Below are 17,363 nucleotides of genomic sequence, written 5' to 3'. Positions count from 1 at the left end.
TCCTGCTCGCAGACCACCGCGAAGCCGGCGCGTTCGAACAAGGGCCGGGCGGTGATGCTGACATCGCTGGTGAGTTCCGCGGCTCCGGCGGCATGGGTCCAGTCTCCCGTAGGTCACGAAACGCACACGATCGATGCGCGTCACCCGCCCGCAACAGCGGCCGTCCTACCGTGGAGCATGGAGAACGCGACCGGTAGAGGAACAGTCGTCGCCGTCGTCGGCGACGCGGCGGAGGATGCGCTCGAGACCCTCGAAGGGATCCGGACGGTCGGGATCCTCCCGCTGAGGGGGAGCGAACCAGCCCTGGCGGCACGTCGAATCGGCGCATCGCTCACGCCGTGGATCGTCCATGACGCCGATCCGCTCGAACACGTCGCGGCCGCATGGGTCGAGCTGTTCGACGAGCGGTCGACCCTCGGGGCCCTGGAGGCCGAGGTGGAGGCTGCGTTGGCGCAGTTCGACGCCGACGAGGCGGTCATGCCCGACTACTACATCGTGCTCGATCCCGAAGACGCCGACATGACGTGGCGGCACTGGTGGTGTGGGGCGCTGGGTCATCACGCCCCGCGGCGGGTGATCCCCGCGGCCCGGCCGGCATCCCCACGGGACGATAGCCTCCGCAGGATGCTCACCGCCCTTCCCACGTCGCCGCCGTGGCCGGAGCCCTCGTCGTGGTTGCCGCGCATCCCGTTCGAGATCCCCGACCGGGTGGGCCTGCGCGACCGTACGGAGCCGGCGGCGTGATCAGCTCGGCGGGAGCGCCGCGTCGAGCTCGGCGAGCCACACCCGCGCGTTCCCGTCCGAGGGGGCGCGCCAGTCCCCTCGCGGCGAGAGGGACCCCGCGGGCGAGACCTTCGGACCGTTCGGGATCGCCGATCGCTTGAACTGCGCGAACGAGAAGTAGCGCTTCAGGAACACGCGCATCCAGCGGGCGATCTCGTCGAGCGAGAAGGCGTAGCGCTCCTCGTCGGGGAATCCCGGCGGCCATGCACCACGGTCGGCGTCCGCCCACGCGTGCGACGCGACGAAGGCGATCTTCGAGGGGCGCATCCCGAACCGCAACACGTGGAACAGGGTGAAATCGTGCAGGGCATACGGGCCGATACGGTCCTCCGTCGACTGCATGTTGCCGTCGGCGTCGGCGGGCACCAGCTCCGGACTGATCTCGGTGTCGAGAACCGACTGCAAGATGGTCGCCGCTGAGTCGTCCACCCCCTCGCGGTGCGAGATCACCCACCGGATGACGTGCTGGATGAGGGTCTTGGGTACGCCGGAGTTCACCGCGTAGTGACTCATGTGGTCGCCGACGCCGTAGGTGGCCCATCCGAGGGCGAGCTCGGACATGTCGGAGGTGCCCACGACGAAGCCGCCGTTGCGATTGGCGAGGCGGAACAGGTAGTCGGTGCGAAGACCCGCCTGGACGTTCTCGAACGTGATGTCGTGCACCGGCTCGCCGGCGGCGAAGGGGTGTCCGAGCTTGTCGAGCATCTCGGTGGCGGCCCCCCGGATGTCGATCGTCTCGATCGATGCGCCCATCGCCTCCGACAGTGCGATCGCGTTGCCCTTCGTGCGCTCGCTCGTGGCGAAGCCGGGCATCGTGTAGGTCAGGATGTCCGAGCGCGGCCGCCCGAGCAGATCCATCGCACGGGCGACCACGAGCAGCGCGTGGGTGGAGTCGATCCCTCCCGACACGCCCAGCACCGGCTTGGGCTCGCCGATCGCACGCATGCGTTGCACGAGTCCGGAGACCTGGATGTTGAACGCCTCGTAGCAGTCCTGGGCCAGACGCGCGGGGTCGTCGGGGACGAACGGGAACCGGTCGACCGGGCGTGCGAGTCCGGTCGATGACGCGGGCGGGGCGACGTCGAACTCGATGGTACGGAAGCCGGTGCCCTCCACGTGTGTGCGGCGGTTGTCGTCGAAGGTGCCCTGTCGCTGGCGGTCCTGCCGCAGGCGGTCGAGATCGACGTCGGCGACCGAACGTCGCGGACCGTCGGGGAAGCGATCGGTCTCGGCCAGCAGGTTGCCCGCCTCATAGATCATCGTCTGGCCGTCCCACGACACATCGTTCGTGGACTCCCCGGTGCCCGCTGCGGCGTAGACGTACGCCCCGAGGCACCGCAACGACTGTGAGCGGCACAGTTGGTGGCGGTCTTCGGCGCGGGCGATCGTGATCGGGCTTCCCGACAGGTTCACCATCACCGTGGCGCCCGCCAGTGCGGCACGGGAGGACGGGGGGATGGGCACCCACACGTCTTCGCACACCTCGGCGTGCACGACGAGACCCGGCACGTCGCGTGCGGAGAAGAGCAGGTCCGGTCCGAAGGGCACCTCGCTGCCTGCGACGTGGATGGTGCCGCCGGTCTGGTCGTCGCCCGGCGCGTACCAACGGCGCTCGTAGAACTCGCGGTAGGTGGGGAGGTATGACTTCGGTGCGACACCGAGCACGCGCCCCCGGTGGATGACGACCGCGCAGTTGTACAGGCGGGTGCGATGGCGTAGGGGAGCGCCGACCACGAGCACGGGCATGAGGTCGACGGAGGCCGCGATGAGGTGACCGATCGCGCTGTCGACCGCGTCGAGTACCGCATCCTGCAGCACGAGGTCTTCGATCGCGTAGCCGGTGAGTCCGAGCTCGGGGAACACCGCGACGGCCGTGTGGTCGTCATGGCATTCGCGGGCGACCGCGAGGACGGCGTCGGCGTTGGTCGCCGGGTCGGCGATCGCCACGGGCACGGTGCACGCCGCGACGCGCGCGAAACCGTGGCGGTAGGCGCTTTCGAACGGAAGAGGGGTGCTCACACGCCCAGTCTTGCAGGTGGGGTCGTGTCGGCGGCCCTCGCTACTGTCGAAGGCGACAAGAGGAGAGCATGCGCTACATACCTGACCAGGGCCGGATCGTCTGGAGCGCCAGCGACCTGAAGGCGACCGCGGAGTGCGAGTTCGCGTGGCTTCGCGCGATCGACGCCAAGCTGGGTCGCGTCGCACCCGTCGAAGACCCCGAGGATCTCACGCTGGAACGTGCCGGGCGTCTCGGGGATGCGCACGAGCAACGCGTACTCGCGTCGTATCGGCAGCGTTTCGGTGACAGGGTGCGCGAGATCGATGCGACTGAGTCGCGCGACGCCGCGGGGCTGGCGCGGGCGGTCGCAGCGACCGCGGACGCCCTCGCATCCGATGCCGCGATCGTTTATCAGGCGGCTTTCTCCACCGACGAGTTCGTCGGGTTCGCCGACTTCCTCGCGCGCGACGAGCAGGGGCGGTGGCTCGTCCAGGACTCGAAGCTCGCGCGCCGGGCGCGTGTCACCGCCCTCATGCAGTTGGCGGCATACGTCGCCCAGCTCGACCGTCTCGGGGTTCCCCGCGCCGACCGGGTGGAGCTGCTTCTGGGCGACGGTTCGGTGAGTGAACACGCGGTCGACGATCTCCTGCCGGTGTTCGAATTGCGCGCCGCACGGCTGCGTGCGCTCATCGCCGACCGGGACCTCGCGGCCGGCGCGGACGGCGAGGCGATCCGATGGGGCGACCCGCGCGGAGACTTGGACGTCGTCGCCTGCGGACGCTGCGCCACGTGCGAGCAGGAGGTGGTCGCATCCCGCGACCTGCTTCTGGTCGCCGGGATGCGTCCGGTGCAGCGCACACGACTGCGCGACGCCGGCATCCTGTCCATCGACGACCTCGCGACGACCGCGACCGGCCCGGCCGGGATGAACCCCGACACCTTCTCGATGCTGCGCGTGCAGGCGCGACTCCAGTTGGAGAGCCCGGCGGGCATCGAGATGTCGCAGCCCCAGGTGCCGACCTACCGTGTCGTGGCGCCCAAAGCCCTCGGGGCGCTACCGCGGCCGAACGCGGGCGACATCTTCTTCGATTTCGAAGGGGATCCGCTCTACACCGAACCGGCCCGAGACGGTCGCGCCGAGTGGGGCATCGACTACCTGTTCGGATGGGTCGACGTCGGCGAGCGGTACACCGCGCTCTGGGCGCATTCCTTCGCCGAGGAGAAGGCCGCGCTGGAGAGCTTCCTCGACATCGTGAACCTCCGGCGGCAGCAACACCCCGGCCTGCACATCTACCACTACGCGCCGTACGAGCCCACGCACCTGCTGGCGATGGCCGCCCGGCACGGAGTCCGTGAGGCAGAGGTCGATCAGCTGCTGCGCGACGGCGTGTTCGTCGACCTCTACCCCGTCGTGCGGCGTGCGTTGCGGGTCGGATCGCGCTCGTACTCGATCAAGAAGCTCGAACCGTTGTACATGGGGGACGAGATCCGCACCAGTGACGTGCAGAAGGGCGATGACTCCATCGTCCGCTACGTCGAAGCCTGTGCACTGCGCGACGGGGGCGACGATGTGGCCGCGCGCGCGGTCTTCGACGACCTGGCCGACTACAACCGGTACGACTGCGTCTCGACGCGGAGACTGCGCGACTGGCTCGTCGAGCGTGCCCGTGAGGCCCGGTTGCGGCCGACGCCGGATGCCGATCCCGCGGAGAACACCTATCGCCCCTCGCCACGCGCGACGACGCTCGCCGATCTCGCACGGGCCCACCCCGAGGACTCCGCCGAGGCGCGTTCGCTGCGTCTGGGCGCGGCGGCGATCGACTACTACCCGCGCGAGGCCAAGACCTTCTGGGCCACCCACTACCTGCGCCTGCGCGAACCGGTCTCGCTGTGGGAGGACTCCCGCGACGTCGTGGTGGTCGATCCGGCCCGATGCCGTGTCGTCGAGGACTGGCACCGCCCCGAGGGTGCTCGCACGGACCGGCGTCTCCTGGAGATTCGGGGTGAGGTGGCGCCCGGGACCCGGCTCAGCGTCGGGTCGTCACCGTTCGCGCTGTACGACATCCCCGCGCCGTACCCGTTCGAGGCGGCGCCGCGGTGGATCCACGCAGACCACCGCGTCTCCGTCGTCGAGGTGCTCGACGACGGCGTGGTCGTCGCCGAGAGCGCCGTCCAGGGGTTCACATGGTCGGAGCCCCCCGTCGCGCTCACCCCCGCCGCGCCGCCCCCGGCGGCGAACCAGCAGGTCGCCATCGACGCATGGGCCGACCAGCTCATCGACGCCGCACCGGCACTCCCCGAAGACCCCGCCACCGACATCCTGCGCCGTCGCCCTCCGCGCACCCGTTCGGGGGCCCTCGCGACCAGGGACGGTGATGATGCCGACGCCATCGTCCGCACCCTGCTGGACCTCGATCGCAGCTACCTGGCCGTGCAGGGACCGCCGGGAACCGGAAAGACCTACGTCGGGTCGCACGTGATCGCGCGGCTGGTCGCCGAGCACGGCTACAAGGTGGGCGTGGTCGCGCAGTCCCATGCGGTCGTGGAGAACATGCTCGACCGCGTCATCGCCGCGGGTGTCCCGCCGGAGCGTGTGGGCAAGGCGCCCAAGGACCCCTCCGCGACCCCCGCCTTCACCGTGCTCGCCAAGAACGGCATCGCCGAGTTCACCGCCGAGCACCCCGACGGGTACGTCATCGGCGGAACGGCCTGGGACTTCGCCCATCAAGGCCGCGTCCCGCGGGGGAGCCTCGATCTGCTCGTGATAGACGAGGCAGGACAGTTCTCGCTCGCCTCCACCATCGCCGTATCCCTCGCGGCGTCGCGCCTGCTGCTGCTCGGCGACCCCCAGCAGCTTCCACAGGTCAGTCAGGGCACGCATCCCGAGCCGGTCGACACGTCGGCGCTGGGCTGGATCGTCGACGGTGCGGACGTCATCCCCGCCGCCTACGGGTACTTCCTGGCCCGGACGTGGCGGATGCATCCCGACGTCGCCGCGTCGGTATCGGCCCTGTCCTACGCCGGGGAGCTCGGCGCCCATCCCTCGACCGCACAGCGCTCCCTCGAGGGGATCCGCCCCGGTCTCCATGCCGTGCCGGTGCGGCATCGCGGGAACGCGACCTGGTCGCCCGAGGAGGCCGCTGAGGTCGCCGAGATCGTCGCCGACCTCATCGGTCGGCCGTGGCGTTCGGTGTCGACCGACGTATCCGGGGCGACCGTCGCCGACCCGGAGCGTCCTCTCGAATCGGGCGACATCATCGTCGTCACCCCGTATAACGCGCAACAGGTGGCGGTGGAGGACGCGCTCCGGGCCGGGGGACACGGTGACGTGCGTGTCGGCACGGTCGATCGCTTCCAGGGGCAGGAGGCTGCTGTGGCGATCGTGTCGCTCGCAGCGTCGGCGGGCCGCGACGCACCGCGCGGACTCGAGTTCCTGCTGCTGCGCAACCGGCTCAACGTCGCCGTCTCGCGCGCGATGCATGCCGCGTTCGTGGTGTACTCGCCGGGGCTGCTCGACGACCTGCCGCGCACACCCGAAGGGGTGGCCAGATTGAGCGCGTTCGCACGACTGGTCGGTGCGGATCCGCGCGCGTCGTTCGGCCGTCCGGCATCGACCGTGTCGATAGAGAGCGCCGCCGACGATGTCAACCCCGTACAGGTCGCTCCGGCCCGACCGTAGATTGGCCAGGCGCCTCCGGGCGCGGCGGCACCCGTTCGGCGAGGGGCGGGTGCCGTTCTCCCTCCCTGCGGGGCGTCCGGTCAGACCGTCCCGTAGAGCCGATCGCCGGCGTCTCCGAGGCCGGGGACGATGTAGCCCTTCTCGTTGAGACGCTCGTCGAGCGCCCCGAGCACGAGGGTCACGTCGCGGTCCCCGACCTGTGCCTTGATCTTCTCGACGCCTTCGGGAGCCGCGAGGATACAGATCGCGGTGACATCCTGTGCGCCGCGCGCGAATAGGAAATCGATCGCCGCGCCCAGCGACCCGCCCGTGGCCAGCATCGGGTCGAGCACGAAGCACTGGCGGTCGCTGAGATCGTCGGGCAGGCGCTCGGCGTAGGTCTGCGGCTCGAGGGTCTCCTCGTTGCGCACCATCCCCAGGAAGCCGACCTCGGCGGTCGGCACGAGCTTGGTCATGCCTTCGAGCATCCCGAGGCCGGCACGCAGGATCGGGACGACCAGCGGGCGCGGCTCACTGATCTTCACGCCCATCGTCTCGGTGACCGGTGTCGTGATCTTCACGGGCGAGACCTGCACGTTCCGCGTCGCCTCATACGCGAGGAGGGTCACCAGCTCCTCGGTGAGCTGCCGGAACACCGGTGAGGAGGTCTCGTGGTCGCGGAGGACGGAGAGTTTGTGGGTGACGAGCGGGTGATCCGCGACGTGCAGGCGCATGGCTCCAGGGTATTCCACGCCGCCCCGGCGTCCTACGCTGGGGTCGTGCCGCTGCCCGCATCCGCCGCCGACCTCGCGGCGATGACGCGTGCCCTCGACCTCGCGTCCGCCGCTCTCGAGGCCGGAGAGGTCCCTGTCGGCGCGCTCGTGCTCGACCCGGACGGGGGCGTCATCGGCGAGGGACGCAACCTCAGGGAGGCCGATCACGATCCGACCGCGCACGCGGAGGTGGTGGCGATGCGTCGGGCGGCCGACGCGATCGGATCATGGAACCTCACCGGGTGCACTCTGGTCGTCACTCTCGAGCCGTGCCTGATGTGCGCCGGAGCTCTCCTGCAGGCGCACCTCTCCCGGGTTGTATTCGGCGCGTGGGACGACAAGGCCGGCGCCGTCGGCTCGATGTACGACGTCGTGCGCGATCGGCGGCTCCCGGTGCGGGCCGAAGTCGTCGCGGGGGTGTGCGCCGACGACTCCGCAGCCCTCCTCCGGCGATTCTTCGACTCCCGCCGCGACCGACCCGCATCAGCTCACCGATAAACCCCTCCGCGCCCGACACACCACGCGATGCGCGGTTTCTCGGGTGCGAAGGGGTTTATCGACGCGGTGGATCCGCGCAGCGGCCGGCCGGGTCAGCGGGGGAGGAGGGGGAGGACCTCGCGCCCGAGGTAGTCGAGGTGGTCGAGGTCGGCCAGATCGAACAGCTGGAAGTAGATGCGCTCGGCCCCGAGCGCGGCCAGGCGATGTACCTTCTCGGCGATGGTGGCCGCGTCGCCGATGAAGTGGTTCTCGGGCGAGATGTCGGCCAGGTCGCGTCCGAGCACGGCCGCATGGCGGCGCACATCGTCGGGGTCGCCGGCGAGGGTGGTGAGTGCGACCGAGCGCTTGAGTGTCGCGGGGTCCCGGTCGATCCGTTCGCACGCCGCCGACACCGTCGCGAACTTGTCGGCGACCGTGGGCTCATCGACGAAACCGATGTTGAACTCCGACGCGAAGCGCGCCGCGATGGCCGGGGTGCGTTTCGGACCGCCCCCGCCCACGATCACCGGCATCGGCGACTGGACGGGTTTGGGGAGCGCCGGGGAATCTTCCAGCGTGTAGTGCGGGCCGCTGTGGCTGTAGGTCTGGCCCGCAGGCGTGTTCCACAGCCCGGTGACGACCTCGAGCTGCTCCTCGAGCAGCCCGAACCGCTTGTCGGGGAACGGGATGCCGTAGGCGCGGTGCTCTTGTTCGAACCACCCGGTGCCGAGGCCGAGCTCGGCACGTCCGTTCGACATGGCATCGACCCCGGCGACCTGGATCGCCAGCACCCCGGGGTACCGGTAGGTCACCGACGAGACGAGGGTGCCCAGCCGGATGCGTGAGGTCTCACGCGCGAGACCGGCCAGGGTGGTCCACGCGTCGGTGGGACCGGGCTGCGGGTCGCCGTCGCCCATCCGCAGGTAGTGGTCGCTCCGGAAGAATCCGTCGAACCCGTGGCTTTCGGCCGCCTGGGCGAGCGCGAGTTGGTCGTCGTATGAGTAGCCCTGCTGGGGCTCCGTGAAGATGCAGTACTCCATGGGCCCCAGTCTGGCAGGACGCCTCAGTCGGCCGATCGGATGATGATCGCCTCGGTGGGTGGCGAGGGGTCCGCCGGGGTCCCGACGTAGCCGATTGCGCTCAACAGGGCGCGGCGGAACTCGATCGGACGCTCCAGGTGCGGGGAGTGTCCGACGCCCTCGAGGTGCAGTTCGTTGACGATGCCGCCGGCCTGAGCGTAGGCACCGAGCACGTCGCGTGTCTGCGAGACCATCTCCTGGGCGGGCGCGACCTCCGCACCCGGCCACCCGGGCACGACCCCGGCGGCTCCGAGATGGTTGAGGTCGAAGAACGACGCGTCGGAGACGATCGCGTCCATATCGCCGTGCACCCAGAGGATCGGCGGCTTGTCGGCGAGGTCGACGATGCCGGAGACGTCGAAGTACCGGGGTGCCATGGTGTTGAGCACACCGATGGACCCCGCCCCGAATCCGGGCCAGCTCTCGCTGGCCACCGCGTCGCCGGGATAGTTCCCCGTCGCGGTGGAGGTGGTGAGCATCGACTCGACCCACACGTCCTCGTGCTCCGAGATGTAGCCGGGGGCGACGTACCCCGAGCGGAAGACGTTGCGGGGCGACGTCGGGGCCTCGTCGGACGCGTCGCCCGCGGTGAGCCGCTCGACGAAGTCGGGGTTGGCGCCCCCGCCGCCGCATCCGGCGTCGTCCCCGGTCAGGCGGGTGCCATCTCGGCGCGTGCCTCCGAAGCCGTAGGGCGAGACGGGGGCCTGGAGGGTGAGGCTGAGTGCACCGTGATCCAGCAGGTACTGCATCACGACGCCACCACCCATCGACCAGCCGACCAGGTGCGCCGTCGGGATCCCGAGGGTCTCGAGCGTGGCGTGCACGTCGTCGCTGAAATCACGGACGCCGCGTGTGGCATCCACCGGAAGGCTCTCGGTGCCGCCGAAGCCGCGGAGATCGATCGCGATCGCGCGCAACTCCGAGGGCAGGTCTTGCATCGTCTCCTGCCAGAACAGCGCCGAGGAGACGTTGCCGTGCACGAACACGACGGTCCGCTCGGGTGGCGTGGCCGGGTCATCCCCGGTCCGCTCGAGCACGTTCACCGTCAGGCGGGGGGTCTCGACCAAGCGAGCCGTGATGCCGTCGAAGAGGGTCATGTCAGGTGTCCTCCGGGGGTCGTCGCGGGGCGTCACCGCCCCACGCTTCTCGACTATATCCGGGCGCCACGTGGCGCACAGGGGGTATCCAGCGGGCTCGTAGGATGGCCACATGATCGACGCCGACGCCCCCCTTCCCCCCATCGCCATCCTCGGAGCCGGTTCGATGGGGGGCGCGATCCTTCACGGACTGGTCTCCTCGGGACTCGCGCACGGGGGGGTGACGGTCACCAATCGGACCGCAGCCAAGGCCGATGCGCTCGCCGATCTGGAGGGCGTGCGCAGCGTCGCACTGGAACGGGAGCCGGAGGGGAACGCCGTGGCCGCCGCGGCCGCCGACGTCGTCCTGGTCGGGGTCAAGCCCGCCATGGTCCCGGACCTGCTGCGCGAGATCGCGCCGCACCTGCGCCCCGGCGCGGTGGTGGTGAGCCTGGCCGCCGGTGTCACCGTGGCCACCTTCGAGTCGATCGTGCCCGACTCCGTCGCGGTGCTGCGTTCGATGCCGAACACCCCCTCGCTGGTCGGACGCGGCGTGACCGGACTCGCGGCCGGCACCCACGCCTCCGACGACGACGTCGCCGTCGTGCGCCGGCTGTTCGAGACGGTCGGCAGTGTCATCGAGGTCCCCGAAGAGAAGATCGACGCGCTGTCGACCATCTCCGGCTCCGGTCCCGCGTACGTGTTCCTGCTCATCGAGCAGCTCACGCGTGCCGCGGAGGGCAAGGGCTTCGATCGCGCCGACGCGCGACGTATGGCCGAGCAGACCTTCATCGGCGCGGCGGCGCTGCTTGAGGCGTCCGATGAGGAGCCCGCGGAACTGCGCCGACGCGTGACCAGTCCCAAGGGCACCACCGAGCGTGCGGTGGCGGTGCTGCAGGATGCGCAGCTGGATGCGGTGTTCGCCGAGGCGACGGATGCCGCGCTCGCCCGGGCCGCAGAACTCGCCGCCGGCGCGTGACCGCGCGGCGGCGGCGTCGTCAGCGGTCGAGGGAGGCGAACCGCTCGATGTCGCTGTTGGTGCCCGAGACGATGATGAGGTCGTGGTTGGTGACCACGGTCGCCGCCTCGGCATAGCGGAAGGGTTTGCCGGGGCTCTTCACACCGACGACGGTGACGTTGTACTTCGTGCGCACTCCGGACTCGTTGAGTCCCACGCCACGGATGAACTTCGGCGGGTACATCTTGGCCAGGACGAAGTCGTCGTCGAAGCGGATGAAGTCGAGCATCCGGCCGCTGACCAGGTGCGCCACACGCTCGCCGGCCTCGCGTTCGGGGTAGATGACGTGGTTCGCGCCCACGCGGGCGAGGATCTTGCCGTGGGACTGTGAGACGGCCTTCGCCCAGATCTGCGGGACCTTGAGGTCGACGAGGTTCGCGGTGATGAGCACAGACGCCTCGATCGAGGAGCCCACCGCCACCACGGCGACCTGGAAGTCCGACGCGCCGACCTGCTTGAGCGCTTCGAGGTTCCGCGCGTCGGCCTGCACGGTGTGGGTGACCCGCTCGGACCACTTCTGCACGAGGTCGAGGCTCTCGTCGATGGCGAGCACCTCCCGGTCGAGGCGGTCGAGTTCGCCGGCGCAGGCCGCGCCGAAGCGGCCGAGTCCGATCACGAGGACGGGGGCGTCGCCGCGGATGCGCTCAACCAACGATGGGCCTTTCGACGGGCAGCGAGTAGAGCTGCGATCGGGATGTCGCGGCCACGGCCGCGGCGAGTGTCACTGTACCAATGCGCCCCATGAAGATCGTCGCGGCCATGACGTACACGGCGGGATCGGGGAGCGACTCGGTCAGTCCGGTCGACAGTCCCACGGTGCCGAAGGCGGAGATCACGTCGAAGAGCACGTGGGCGATGGGGGCGTGGGTGATCTGCGCGATGATGATCGTCGAGAGGGCGACGATGGTCGATCCCCACGCGACGACGGACAGGGCGACGCGCTGCACGTCGCTCGGGATGCGGCGGCTGAACACCTCGACGGTGGTGCGCCCCTTGGCCTCCGACCACACCGCGAGGGCGAGGACGGCCAGGGTCGTGACCTTGATGCCACCGGCGGTCGAAGCCGAGCCGCCGCCGACGAACATGAGCATCGACCCGACGACCTGCGACGAGCCGTAGAGTTCGCCGATGTCGACGACGGAGAATCCCCCCGAGCGGGTCATCGCCGACAGGAAGAACGCCTGGAAGGTCGTGTCCCACGCGTTCATCGACCCGAAGGTGCCCGGGTTGTCGTATTCGAGGGTGAGGAACGCGATCGCCCCGGCGAAGAACAGCAGCGTCGTGGTGATGAGGGTGAGTCGGGTGTGCAATGACCACCGACCCACGTGCCAGACGTGCTTGGAGAGCGTGTAGATCACGGGGAAGCCGATGCTTCCGAGGAACACGCTGGTCATCAGCACGGTGAGGAGGAAATAGTCGTCGGCGAAGGGCTCCAGGCCGCCGACGTTCGGGGTGAATCCGGTGTTCGTGAACGACATCGCCGCGTAGTAGGGCGCCTCCCACAGCGCCATGAGCGGGTCGATGCCCGCCATCACGAGCGCGGGGTAGAGCAGGACGGCCACGATCCCCTCGATCACCAGTGTCGACAAGGCCACCGTGCGCAGCATCTGTCCGACTTCGCCCAGGCGCACCGTCTGCCCCTCGTTGACGGGGCCGCCGTGCGCGCGCAGCGGGTTGGAGTCCCCGGCGGCGATCAGTTTGGCCCGCAGTCCCAGGCGCTTGGAGATCACCAGGCCCAGGATCGAGGCCAGAGTCAGCACGCCCATCCCGCCGATGTTGACGCCGAGGAAGATGACGGCGTTGCCGAACGGCGACCAGTGGGTGGCCATGTCCACCGTCACCAGGCCGGTCACGCAGATGGTCGACACCGCGGTGAACAGGGCGTCGGCCAGCGGTGTCGCGCGGCCGGTCGCGGAGGCGATGGGAAGCGAGAGCAGGCTCGTGAAGATGAGGATGAGCGTGCCGAAAACGAGGATCGCGAACCGGGAGGGAGACGACGTCGCGAAGTCCCGGACGAAGGCCCCCACCCGGCGGAGACGGTAGCGCCATCCGGACGTCGACGCCCGCCGTTGCGGCGCAGACGGCCGGCTCGTCGCCATGCACCGCCTCCTCGTCTGTGTCGTCTTTCCCGAGCGAAAGTCGCCCTCATGGTACTCCGGTGCGCGGGCGGCTAACCTAACCACATGGCGGACATCTTCGACGTGATCGCGGACGGAACGCGTCGCGACATCCTTCGACTGCTCCTCGATCGTGCATCCGCCGGACAGGACGGCACGAGCGTGTCCCACATCGTGGGCGAGTTGGGGGTGAGTCAGCCGACGGTCTCCAAGCACCTCAAGGTGCTCCGCGAGGCGCACCTGGTCTCCGTCCGCGAGGAGGGGCAGCATCGCTACTACAGCCTGTCGGCGGAGCCGCTCGACGAGGTCGACGACTGGTTGGTGCCGTTCTTCACGCAGGACGGCGAGTTGCAGGCCGCCGCGGCGGCGTTGCCGGACTCCGCGGCCCACGCCGCCGAGGTGGTCGGTCGTGCGGCGGCCTCGGCCAAGCACGCCGTCACCAACGCCCTGCGCAAGCTTCCCGGGCGCTGACGGGGCCGCGCGTTCCCGGTCCGGCACACGAGTCACACCCGTCACACGGGTTTACATGCGTCGCGCGCTGGTCATAGACTTCCCCAAGGATCACCGCGATCCATCTGGGACGACGCACGAAAGGGGACATCGTGGCAGAACTTCCCGACGTGCGTTTCCTGACCGTCGCCGAGGTCGCTGAACTGATGCGCGTATCGAAGATGACCGTGTACCGCCTGGTGCACTCCGGCGAGTTGCCGGCAGTTCGGTTCGGGCGCAGCTACCGCGTTCCGGAGTCGGCCGTCACGGCCGCGATGGAGCGTCCGATCGCCGACGTCGGCTAGCGATCCGCCCCGCGTGCGAACGACACGCGCGGGTTTGATAAGCTAGTCCGAGGCATTTTCACATCTGCCCGTTCCCGGACGTGATCTGACCGTGGATGTGCGTCCAGACTTCGACTTAGTGAGGTTTTCCGTGGGTTCTGTCATCAAGAAGCGCCGCAAGCGCATGGCGAAGAAGAAGCACCGCAAGCTGCTTCGCAAGACTCGCCACCAGCGCCGCAACAAGAAGTAAGCGGCTTCCGCACCGAGCGCCTGTCCACCGGACGGGCGCTTCGTGTTTTCTGACAGACTTGTCGACGGCCACGACGGCCGTATGCTCCACACGACCCGAGGCACCATGCAGACCATCACCGTCCACGAGCTCACCGAGCGTGGATCCACTCCGCTCATCGACGTGCGGGAACCGCACGAATACGCCGCGGGCCATGTGCCGGGCGCCGTCAACATCCCGATGTCGGCCTTCGGCGAGCGGCTCGGCGAACTGCCCGACGGCGCCATCAACGTCATCTGTGAACTCGGCGGACGTTCGGCGAGCATCGTGCAGGCCCTCGAGCAGCGTGGCTACGACGCGACGAACGTCGAGGGCGGCACCGCCGAATGGATCGCGTCGGGCTATCCCGTCGAGCGCTGAGCCCCGCCGTCGCCCGCGCCCTCGCCGTCCTCCGACGAATCGGGTGAGACCACGGGCATCGCCTGCGTGAACGTGCTCGCACGCTCCTGGGCTGCGACGTTCCCGGTGAACAGTCCGTCCGCACCGCCGCGCGGCGCCTCCTCCTCGGTGGCGCCGGTGTCGGGGGTCATCACGATTCGCTGCACCGGCAGCGCCGCGGGCATCTGCCGCTGCACCCAATCGACCATCGCCTCCCGCACGAAGCACCGCAGATCGAACAGGGTCGGCGCATCCTGCGCGGTGACGAGGATGCGCACGCGCACGAGGCCCCCGGTGGCCTCGGTCACCTGCAGCACCGAGGCGCGACCGTCCCACAGCTCCGTCTCGGTGAGTACCCGCTGCAGATGCTCGCGCATCCGGGTCGGGGAGACCCGCCAGTCCAGGTCGAGCTCGATCGATCCGAGCAGCTCGCTGCCCTGGCGTGTCCAGTTCTGGAACGGGTTGGTCGTGAAGTACGTGCACGGCAACACCAGGCGCCGGTCGTCCCAGAGATCCAGGACGACGTAGCTGAGGGTGATCTCCCCGACACGGCCCCACTCGCCCTCGACGACGATGACATCGTCCACGCGCAGCGCTTCGCTGAACACGAGCTGTACCCCCGCGAACATGTTCGCCAGCACCGATTGCGCGGCCAGGCCGGCGACGATCGAGGCGATGCCCGCCGAGGCCAGCACGCTCGCGCCGAGGGCCTGCACGGCGGGGAAGGACAACAAGGCGGCGCCCACCGCGACGATCACGATCAACGCGATCGTGAGCCGGCGCACGATGAGCGTCTGGGTGCGGATGCGTCGGGCGACGCGGTTGTCGGGGATGTCGATCCGGTACCGGCCGATGGCGAGGTCGGTGGCGTAGCGGACCACTCCGATCAGCAGCCATGCGCCGCTGGCGATGACGGCGATCCGGAAGGTGTGGTTGATGGCGGGCATCCACTCTTCCCGCTCGCCGGGGAACGCGAGCACGAAAGCGATCCACATCGCGATGACGATCAACAGCACGCGGAACGGGCGCCGTGCGTGTCGGATGAGAAGTTGGGCCCACTCTCGGCGGCGCGCGGCGGCGCGTACGCTCGCCGCAACGATCGCCACGACGACGACGGCGCCGACGAGGCATGCCAGCAGGATGAGGGCGAACACGAGCCACGGGTCCAGCATCGGGTCTCCTTCCGAGCGGGTGAGGGGCCGCCCACGGTGGAACCGACACTCTACGACGCCGGACCGACCCCGGATGCCCCTCGCGTCCTGCCTACGATAGAGCCGTGACCACGATCACCCTCATCGGCAAGCCAGACTGCCACCTGTGCGACGTGGCGCGCGAGATCGTCGACCTCGTCGTCGCCGAGCGACCCGACGGTGAGGTCGAGGTGGTGGAGCGATCGATCCTGGACGACGCCGCGCTCTACGAGGCGTGGTGGGAGAAGATCCCCGTCGTACTCGTCGACGGCCGCTTCCACGCGCACTGGCGCGTGTCGGCGGATCGATTGCGAGACGCGCTGCGGCGCTGAACGGGCCTTACGGGGCCAGCCGTGTGGGCCCACGGAACAGGTAGGTCACCTCGCGGATCGACTCCTGTCCGAGCAGGAGCATCATCACGCGGGCCAGGCCCATCCCGAATCCGCCGTGCGGCGGGGCGCCGTACCGGAAGAAGTCGAGGTAGAAGTCGAGGTGCTCGGGGTCGAGCCCCTTCTCCTTGGCCTGTTCGATCAGGACGTCCACGCGGTGTTCGCGCTGCGCACCGGTGGTGATCTCGACACCCTTGTAGAGCAGGTCGTAACTCTTGGTGAGCCCGCTCTCCTCGTCGCGCATGTGGTAGAACGCCCGGATCTCGGGGTGGTAATCGGTCACGAACACGAACGGGTGCCCGTAGGTCTCCTCGACGTGCGCGGCGATCTGGCGCTCGCCCTCGGGATCGAGGTCGCCGTCGGTCCGGGGGATCTCATAGCCGCGCGCGGCGACGATCTCGCGCGCCTCTGCGAGCGGGATCCGCGGGAACGGGATCGTCGGGACGACGATGTCGAGGCCGAAGAGCTCTTTGATCTCGTCGCCGTGCTTGTCGGCGACGGCCTGGATCGCGGTGACGAGGAGTTCCTCCTGCATCGCGGCGACATCCTCCCACCCGTCGATCCAGCTGATCTCGGCGTCGATCGAGGTGAACTCGGTCGCGTGACGGCTGGTGAACGACGGGTCGGCGCGGAAGGCCGGGGCGATCTCGAAGATCTTTCCGAAGCCGGAGACCTGCGCCATCTGCTTGAAGAACTGCGGCGACTGGGCGAGGTAAGCCGTCTTCTCCTCGAAGTAGGGCACCTCGAACAGCTCGGCGTTCGACTCGGATGCCGAGGCCATGAGCTTGGGGGAGTGGACCTCGATGTAGTCACGCTCGACCCAGTACGACCGCATGGCGTGCTCGAGCGTCGTCTGCACGCGGAAGACGAGGTTGTTGCGGCGCTGGCGCAGATCGAGGAAACGCCAGTCCATGCGCTTGTCGAGCGAGCTGTCCGCGGCGATCGGCGTCTCCGGCAAGGCCTCGCCGGCGATGTCGAGCGTGGCGATCTTGACCTCGACGCCACCCAGCTTGACCCGCTCGTCGTGCTTGAGTGCACCGTGCACGGTGAGGAAGCTCCCGTGGGTGAGCGCGGAGATGGTCTCCGTGAGCGCGAGCGCCGCCGACTGCTCGGGGGTGGCGTCCTCGCCGACCTCTCGGGTGGCCGGGTTGACCAGCTGCACCGCGCCGGTCTCATCGCGCAGGATGACGAACTGCACCTTCTTCTGATCGCGGACGGTCTCCACCCATCCCGATACCGAGACGGGGCCGTCTTGACGGGCCTGCAGATCCTTGACCAGAACGCGTTCACTCACGATGACCGAGTCTAGACGCCGCAGGCCGTGCCCCCCCCCCCCCCCACCGCCTCGTGCGGGGAAACCCCAG

The 17,363-nt window shown here is 69.3% G+C and carries 17 protein-coding genes; 9 read left to right on the top strand and 8 right to left on the bottom strand.

Going from position 1 to position 17,363, the window contains the following annotated elements; genetic code table 11:
* The first annotated feature begins 177 nt into the window (after positions 1-177).
* Positions 178-744: a hypothetical protein gene (locus ABD204_RS01475; RefSeq protein ID WP_194422952.1), complete on the top strand. Its 567-nt coding sequence runs from the start codon at positions 178-180 to the stop codon at positions 742-744.
* Here ABD204_RS01475 and ABD204_RS01470 read toward each other — a convergent pair whose 3' ends face one another.
* Positions 745-2,802: an NAD(+) synthase gene (locus ABD204_RS01470; protein WP_194422951.1), complete on the bottom strand. Its 2,058-nt coding sequence runs from the start codon at positions 2,800-2,802 to the stop codon at positions 745-747. It abuts the gene before it with no gap.
* A gap of 68 nt (positions 2,803-2,870) precedes the next feature.
* Here ABD204_RS01470 and ABD204_RS01465 point away from each other — a divergent pair, with 68 nt between their 5' ends.
* The gene (locus tag ABD204_RS01465; RefSeq protein WP_194422950.1) at positions 2,871-6,461 is read left to right on the top strand and encodes a TM0106 family RecB-like putative nuclease; all 3,591 of its coding nucleotides are present in this window, start codon (positions 2,871-2,873) and stop codon (positions 6,459-6,461) included.
* Between the two features lie 80 nt (positions 6,462-6,541).
* Here ABD204_RS01465 and upp read toward each other — a convergent pair whose 3' ends face one another.
* Positions 6,542-7,174 carry a uracil phosphoribosyltransferase gene (gene upp / locus ABD204_RS01460; RefSeq protein ID WP_194422949.1) on the bottom strand — a complete coding sequence of 211 codons (633 nt, stop codon included), beginning with the start codon at positions 7,172-7,174 and terminating at the stop codon, positions 6,542-6,544.
* A gap of 81 nt (positions 7,175-7,255) precedes the next feature.
* Between upp and ABD204_RS01455 the strand changes: the two genes are divergently transcribed.
* A complete protein-coding gene (locus tag ABD204_RS01455; RefSeq protein WP_194424169.1) occupies positions 7,256-7,711 on the top strand; it encodes a nucleoside deaminase in 456 nt (151 codons plus the stop codon).
* 92 nt (positions 7,712-7,803) lie between these two features.
* On the opposite strand, the gene ABD204_RS01450 is transcribed toward ABD204_RS01455, so the two are convergent.
* Together ABD204_RS01450 and ABD204_RS01445 are read right to left on the bottom strand one after the other, a co-directional pair.
* Complete coding sequence (locus tag ABD204_RS01450) at positions 7,804-8,730, bottom strand: LLM class F420-dependent oxidoreductase (protein WP_194422948.1); 927 nt, start codon at positions 8,728-8,730, stop codon at positions 7,804-7,806.
* Between the two features lie 23 nt (positions 8,731-8,753).
* Positions 8,754-9,866, bottom strand: a complete 1,113-nt coding sequence (locus ABD204_RS01445) for an alpha/beta fold hydrolase (RefSeq protein ID WP_194422947.1) — start codon at positions 9,864-9,866, stop codon at positions 8,754-8,756.
* Positions 9,867-9,978: 112 nt separating this feature from the next.
* On the opposite strand from ABD204_RS01445, the gene proC reads away from it, so the two are divergent.
* Entirely contained in the window at positions 9,979-10,824 is an 846-nt protein-coding gene (proC, locus tag ABD204_RS01440) for a pyrroline-5-carboxylate reductase (RefSeq protein WP_194422946.1), read from the top strand.
* Positions 10,825-10,843: 19 nt separating this feature from the next.
* Here the strand turns inward: proC and ABD204_RS01435 are convergent, their stop codons facing one another.
* Positions 10,844-11,515, bottom strand: coding sequence for a potassium channel family protein (locus ABD204_RS01435; protein ID WP_194422945.1), 672 nt, complete (start codon positions 11,513-11,515; stop codon positions 10,844-10,846).
* The gene (locus ABD204_RS01430; RefSeq protein ID WP_194422944.1) at positions 11,508-12,962 is read right to left on the bottom strand and encodes a TrkH family potassium uptake protein; all 1,455 of its coding nucleotides are present in this window, start codon (positions 12,960-12,962) and stop codon (positions 11,508-11,510) included. Before ABD204_RS01430 ends, ABD204_RS01435 begins: the two co-directional genes overlap by 8 nt.
* Positions 12,963-13,046: 84 nt before the next feature.
* On the opposite strand from ABD204_RS01430, the gene ABD204_RS01425 reads away from it, so the two are divergent.
* The 4 genes from ABD204_RS01425 (at position 13,047) to ABD204_RS01410 (ending at position 14,402) form a co-directional block, all read left to right on the top strand.
* Positions 13,047-13,451 carry an ArsR/SmtB family transcription factor gene (locus ABD204_RS01425; RefSeq protein ID WP_194422943.1) on the top strand — a complete coding sequence of 135 codons (405 nt, stop codon included), beginning with the start codon at positions 13,047-13,049 and terminating at the stop codon, positions 13,449-13,451.
* A 131-nt stretch (positions 13,452-13,582) separates the two neighbouring features.
* A complete protein-coding gene (locus ABD204_RS01420; protein ID WP_194422942.1) occupies positions 13,583-13,774 on the top strand; it encodes a helix-turn-helix domain-containing protein in 192 nt (63 codons plus the stop codon).
* A gap of 130 nt (positions 13,775-13,904) precedes the next feature.
* A complete protein-coding gene (locus ABD204_RS01415; protein WP_003792170.1) occupies positions 13,905-14,003 on the top strand; it encodes a 30S ribosomal protein bS22 in 99 nt (32 codons plus the stop codon).
* Between the two features lie 105 nt (positions 14,004-14,108).
* On the top strand, positions 14,109-14,402 hold the full coding sequence (locus ABD204_RS01410) for a rhodanese-like domain-containing protein (protein ID WP_194424168.1): 294 nt from the start codon (positions 14,109-14,111) through the stop codon (positions 14,400-14,402).
* Here the strand turns inward: ABD204_RS01410 and ABD204_RS01405 are convergent.
* Entirely contained in the window at positions 14,384-15,592 is a 1,209-nt protein-coding gene (locus tag ABD204_RS01405) for a mechanosensitive ion channel family protein (protein WP_194422941.1), read from the bottom strand. The genes ABD204_RS01410 and ABD204_RS01405 overlap by 19 nt on opposite strands.
* A gap of 104 nt (positions 15,593-15,696) precedes the next feature.
* Between ABD204_RS01405 and ABD204_RS01400 the strand changes: the two genes are divergently transcribed.
* Positions 15,697-15,942, top strand: a complete 246-nt coding sequence (locus tag ABD204_RS01400; protein WP_194422940.1) for a glutaredoxin family protein — start codon at positions 15,697-15,699, stop codon at positions 15,940-15,942.
* A gap of 7 nt (positions 15,943-15,949) precedes the next feature.
* Here ABD204_RS01400 and aspS read toward each other — a convergent pair whose 3' ends face one another.
* A complete protein-coding gene (aspS, locus tag ABD204_RS01395) occupies positions 15,950-17,293 on the bottom strand; it encodes an aspartate--tRNA(Asn) ligase (protein WP_194422939.1) in 1,344 nt (447 codons plus the stop codon).
* Positions 17,294-17,363 lie beyond the last annotated feature (70 nt).

This window comes from Microbacterium aquimaris, from assembly GCF_039531285.1.
Taxonomy (GTDB): Bacteria; Actinomycetota; Actinomycetes; order Actinomycetales; family Microbacteriaceae; genus Microbacterium; species Microbacterium aquimaris.
Note: the sequence above shows the minus strand (reverse complement) of the source record. Positions and strands in the feature narration are given on the sequence as shown.

Coding starts and splice junctions, on each gene's coding strand:
- ABD204_RS01455 (WP_194424169.1), top strand. CDS start 7,256: ATGACGCGTGCCCTCGACCTCGCGTCCGCCGCTCTCGAGGCCGGAGAG.
- ABD204_RS01445 (WP_194422947.1), bottom strand. CDS start 9,866: ATGACCCTCTTCGACGGCATCACGGCTCGCTTGGTCGAGACCCCCCGC.
- proC (WP_194422946.1), top strand. CDS start 9,979: ATGATCGACGCCGACGCCCCCCTTCCCCCCATCGCCATCCTCGGAGCC.
- upp (WP_194422949.1), bottom strand. CDS start 7,174: ATGCGCCTGCACGTCGCGGATCACCCGCTCGTCACCCACAAACTCTCC.
- ABD204_RS01425 (WP_194422943.1), top strand. CDS start 13,047: ATGGCGGACATCTTCGACGTGATCGCGGACGGAACGCGTCGCGACATC.
- ABD204_RS01450 (WP_194422948.1), bottom strand. CDS start 8,730: ATGGAGTACTGCATCTTCACGGAGCCCCAGCAGGGCTACTCATACGAC.
- ABD204_RS01465 (WP_194422950.1), top strand. CDS start 2,871: ATGCGCTACATACCTGACCAGGGCCGGATCGTCTGGAGCGCCAGCGAC.
- ABD204_RS01430 (WP_194422944.1), bottom strand. CDS start 12,962: ATGGCGACGAGCCGGCCGTCTGCGCCGCAACGGCGGGCGTCGACGTCC.
- ABD204_RS01475 (WP_194422952.1), top strand. CDS start 178: ATGGAGAACGCGACCGGTAGAGGAACAGTCGTCGCCGTCGTCGGCGAC.
- ABD204_RS01410 (WP_194424168.1), top strand. CDS start 14,109: ATGCAGACCATCACCGTCCACGAGCTCACCGAGCGTGGATCCACTCCG.
- ABD204_RS01405 (WP_194422941.1), bottom strand. CDS start 15,592: ATGCTGGACCCGTGGCTCGTGTTCGCCCTCATCCTGCTGGCATGCCTC.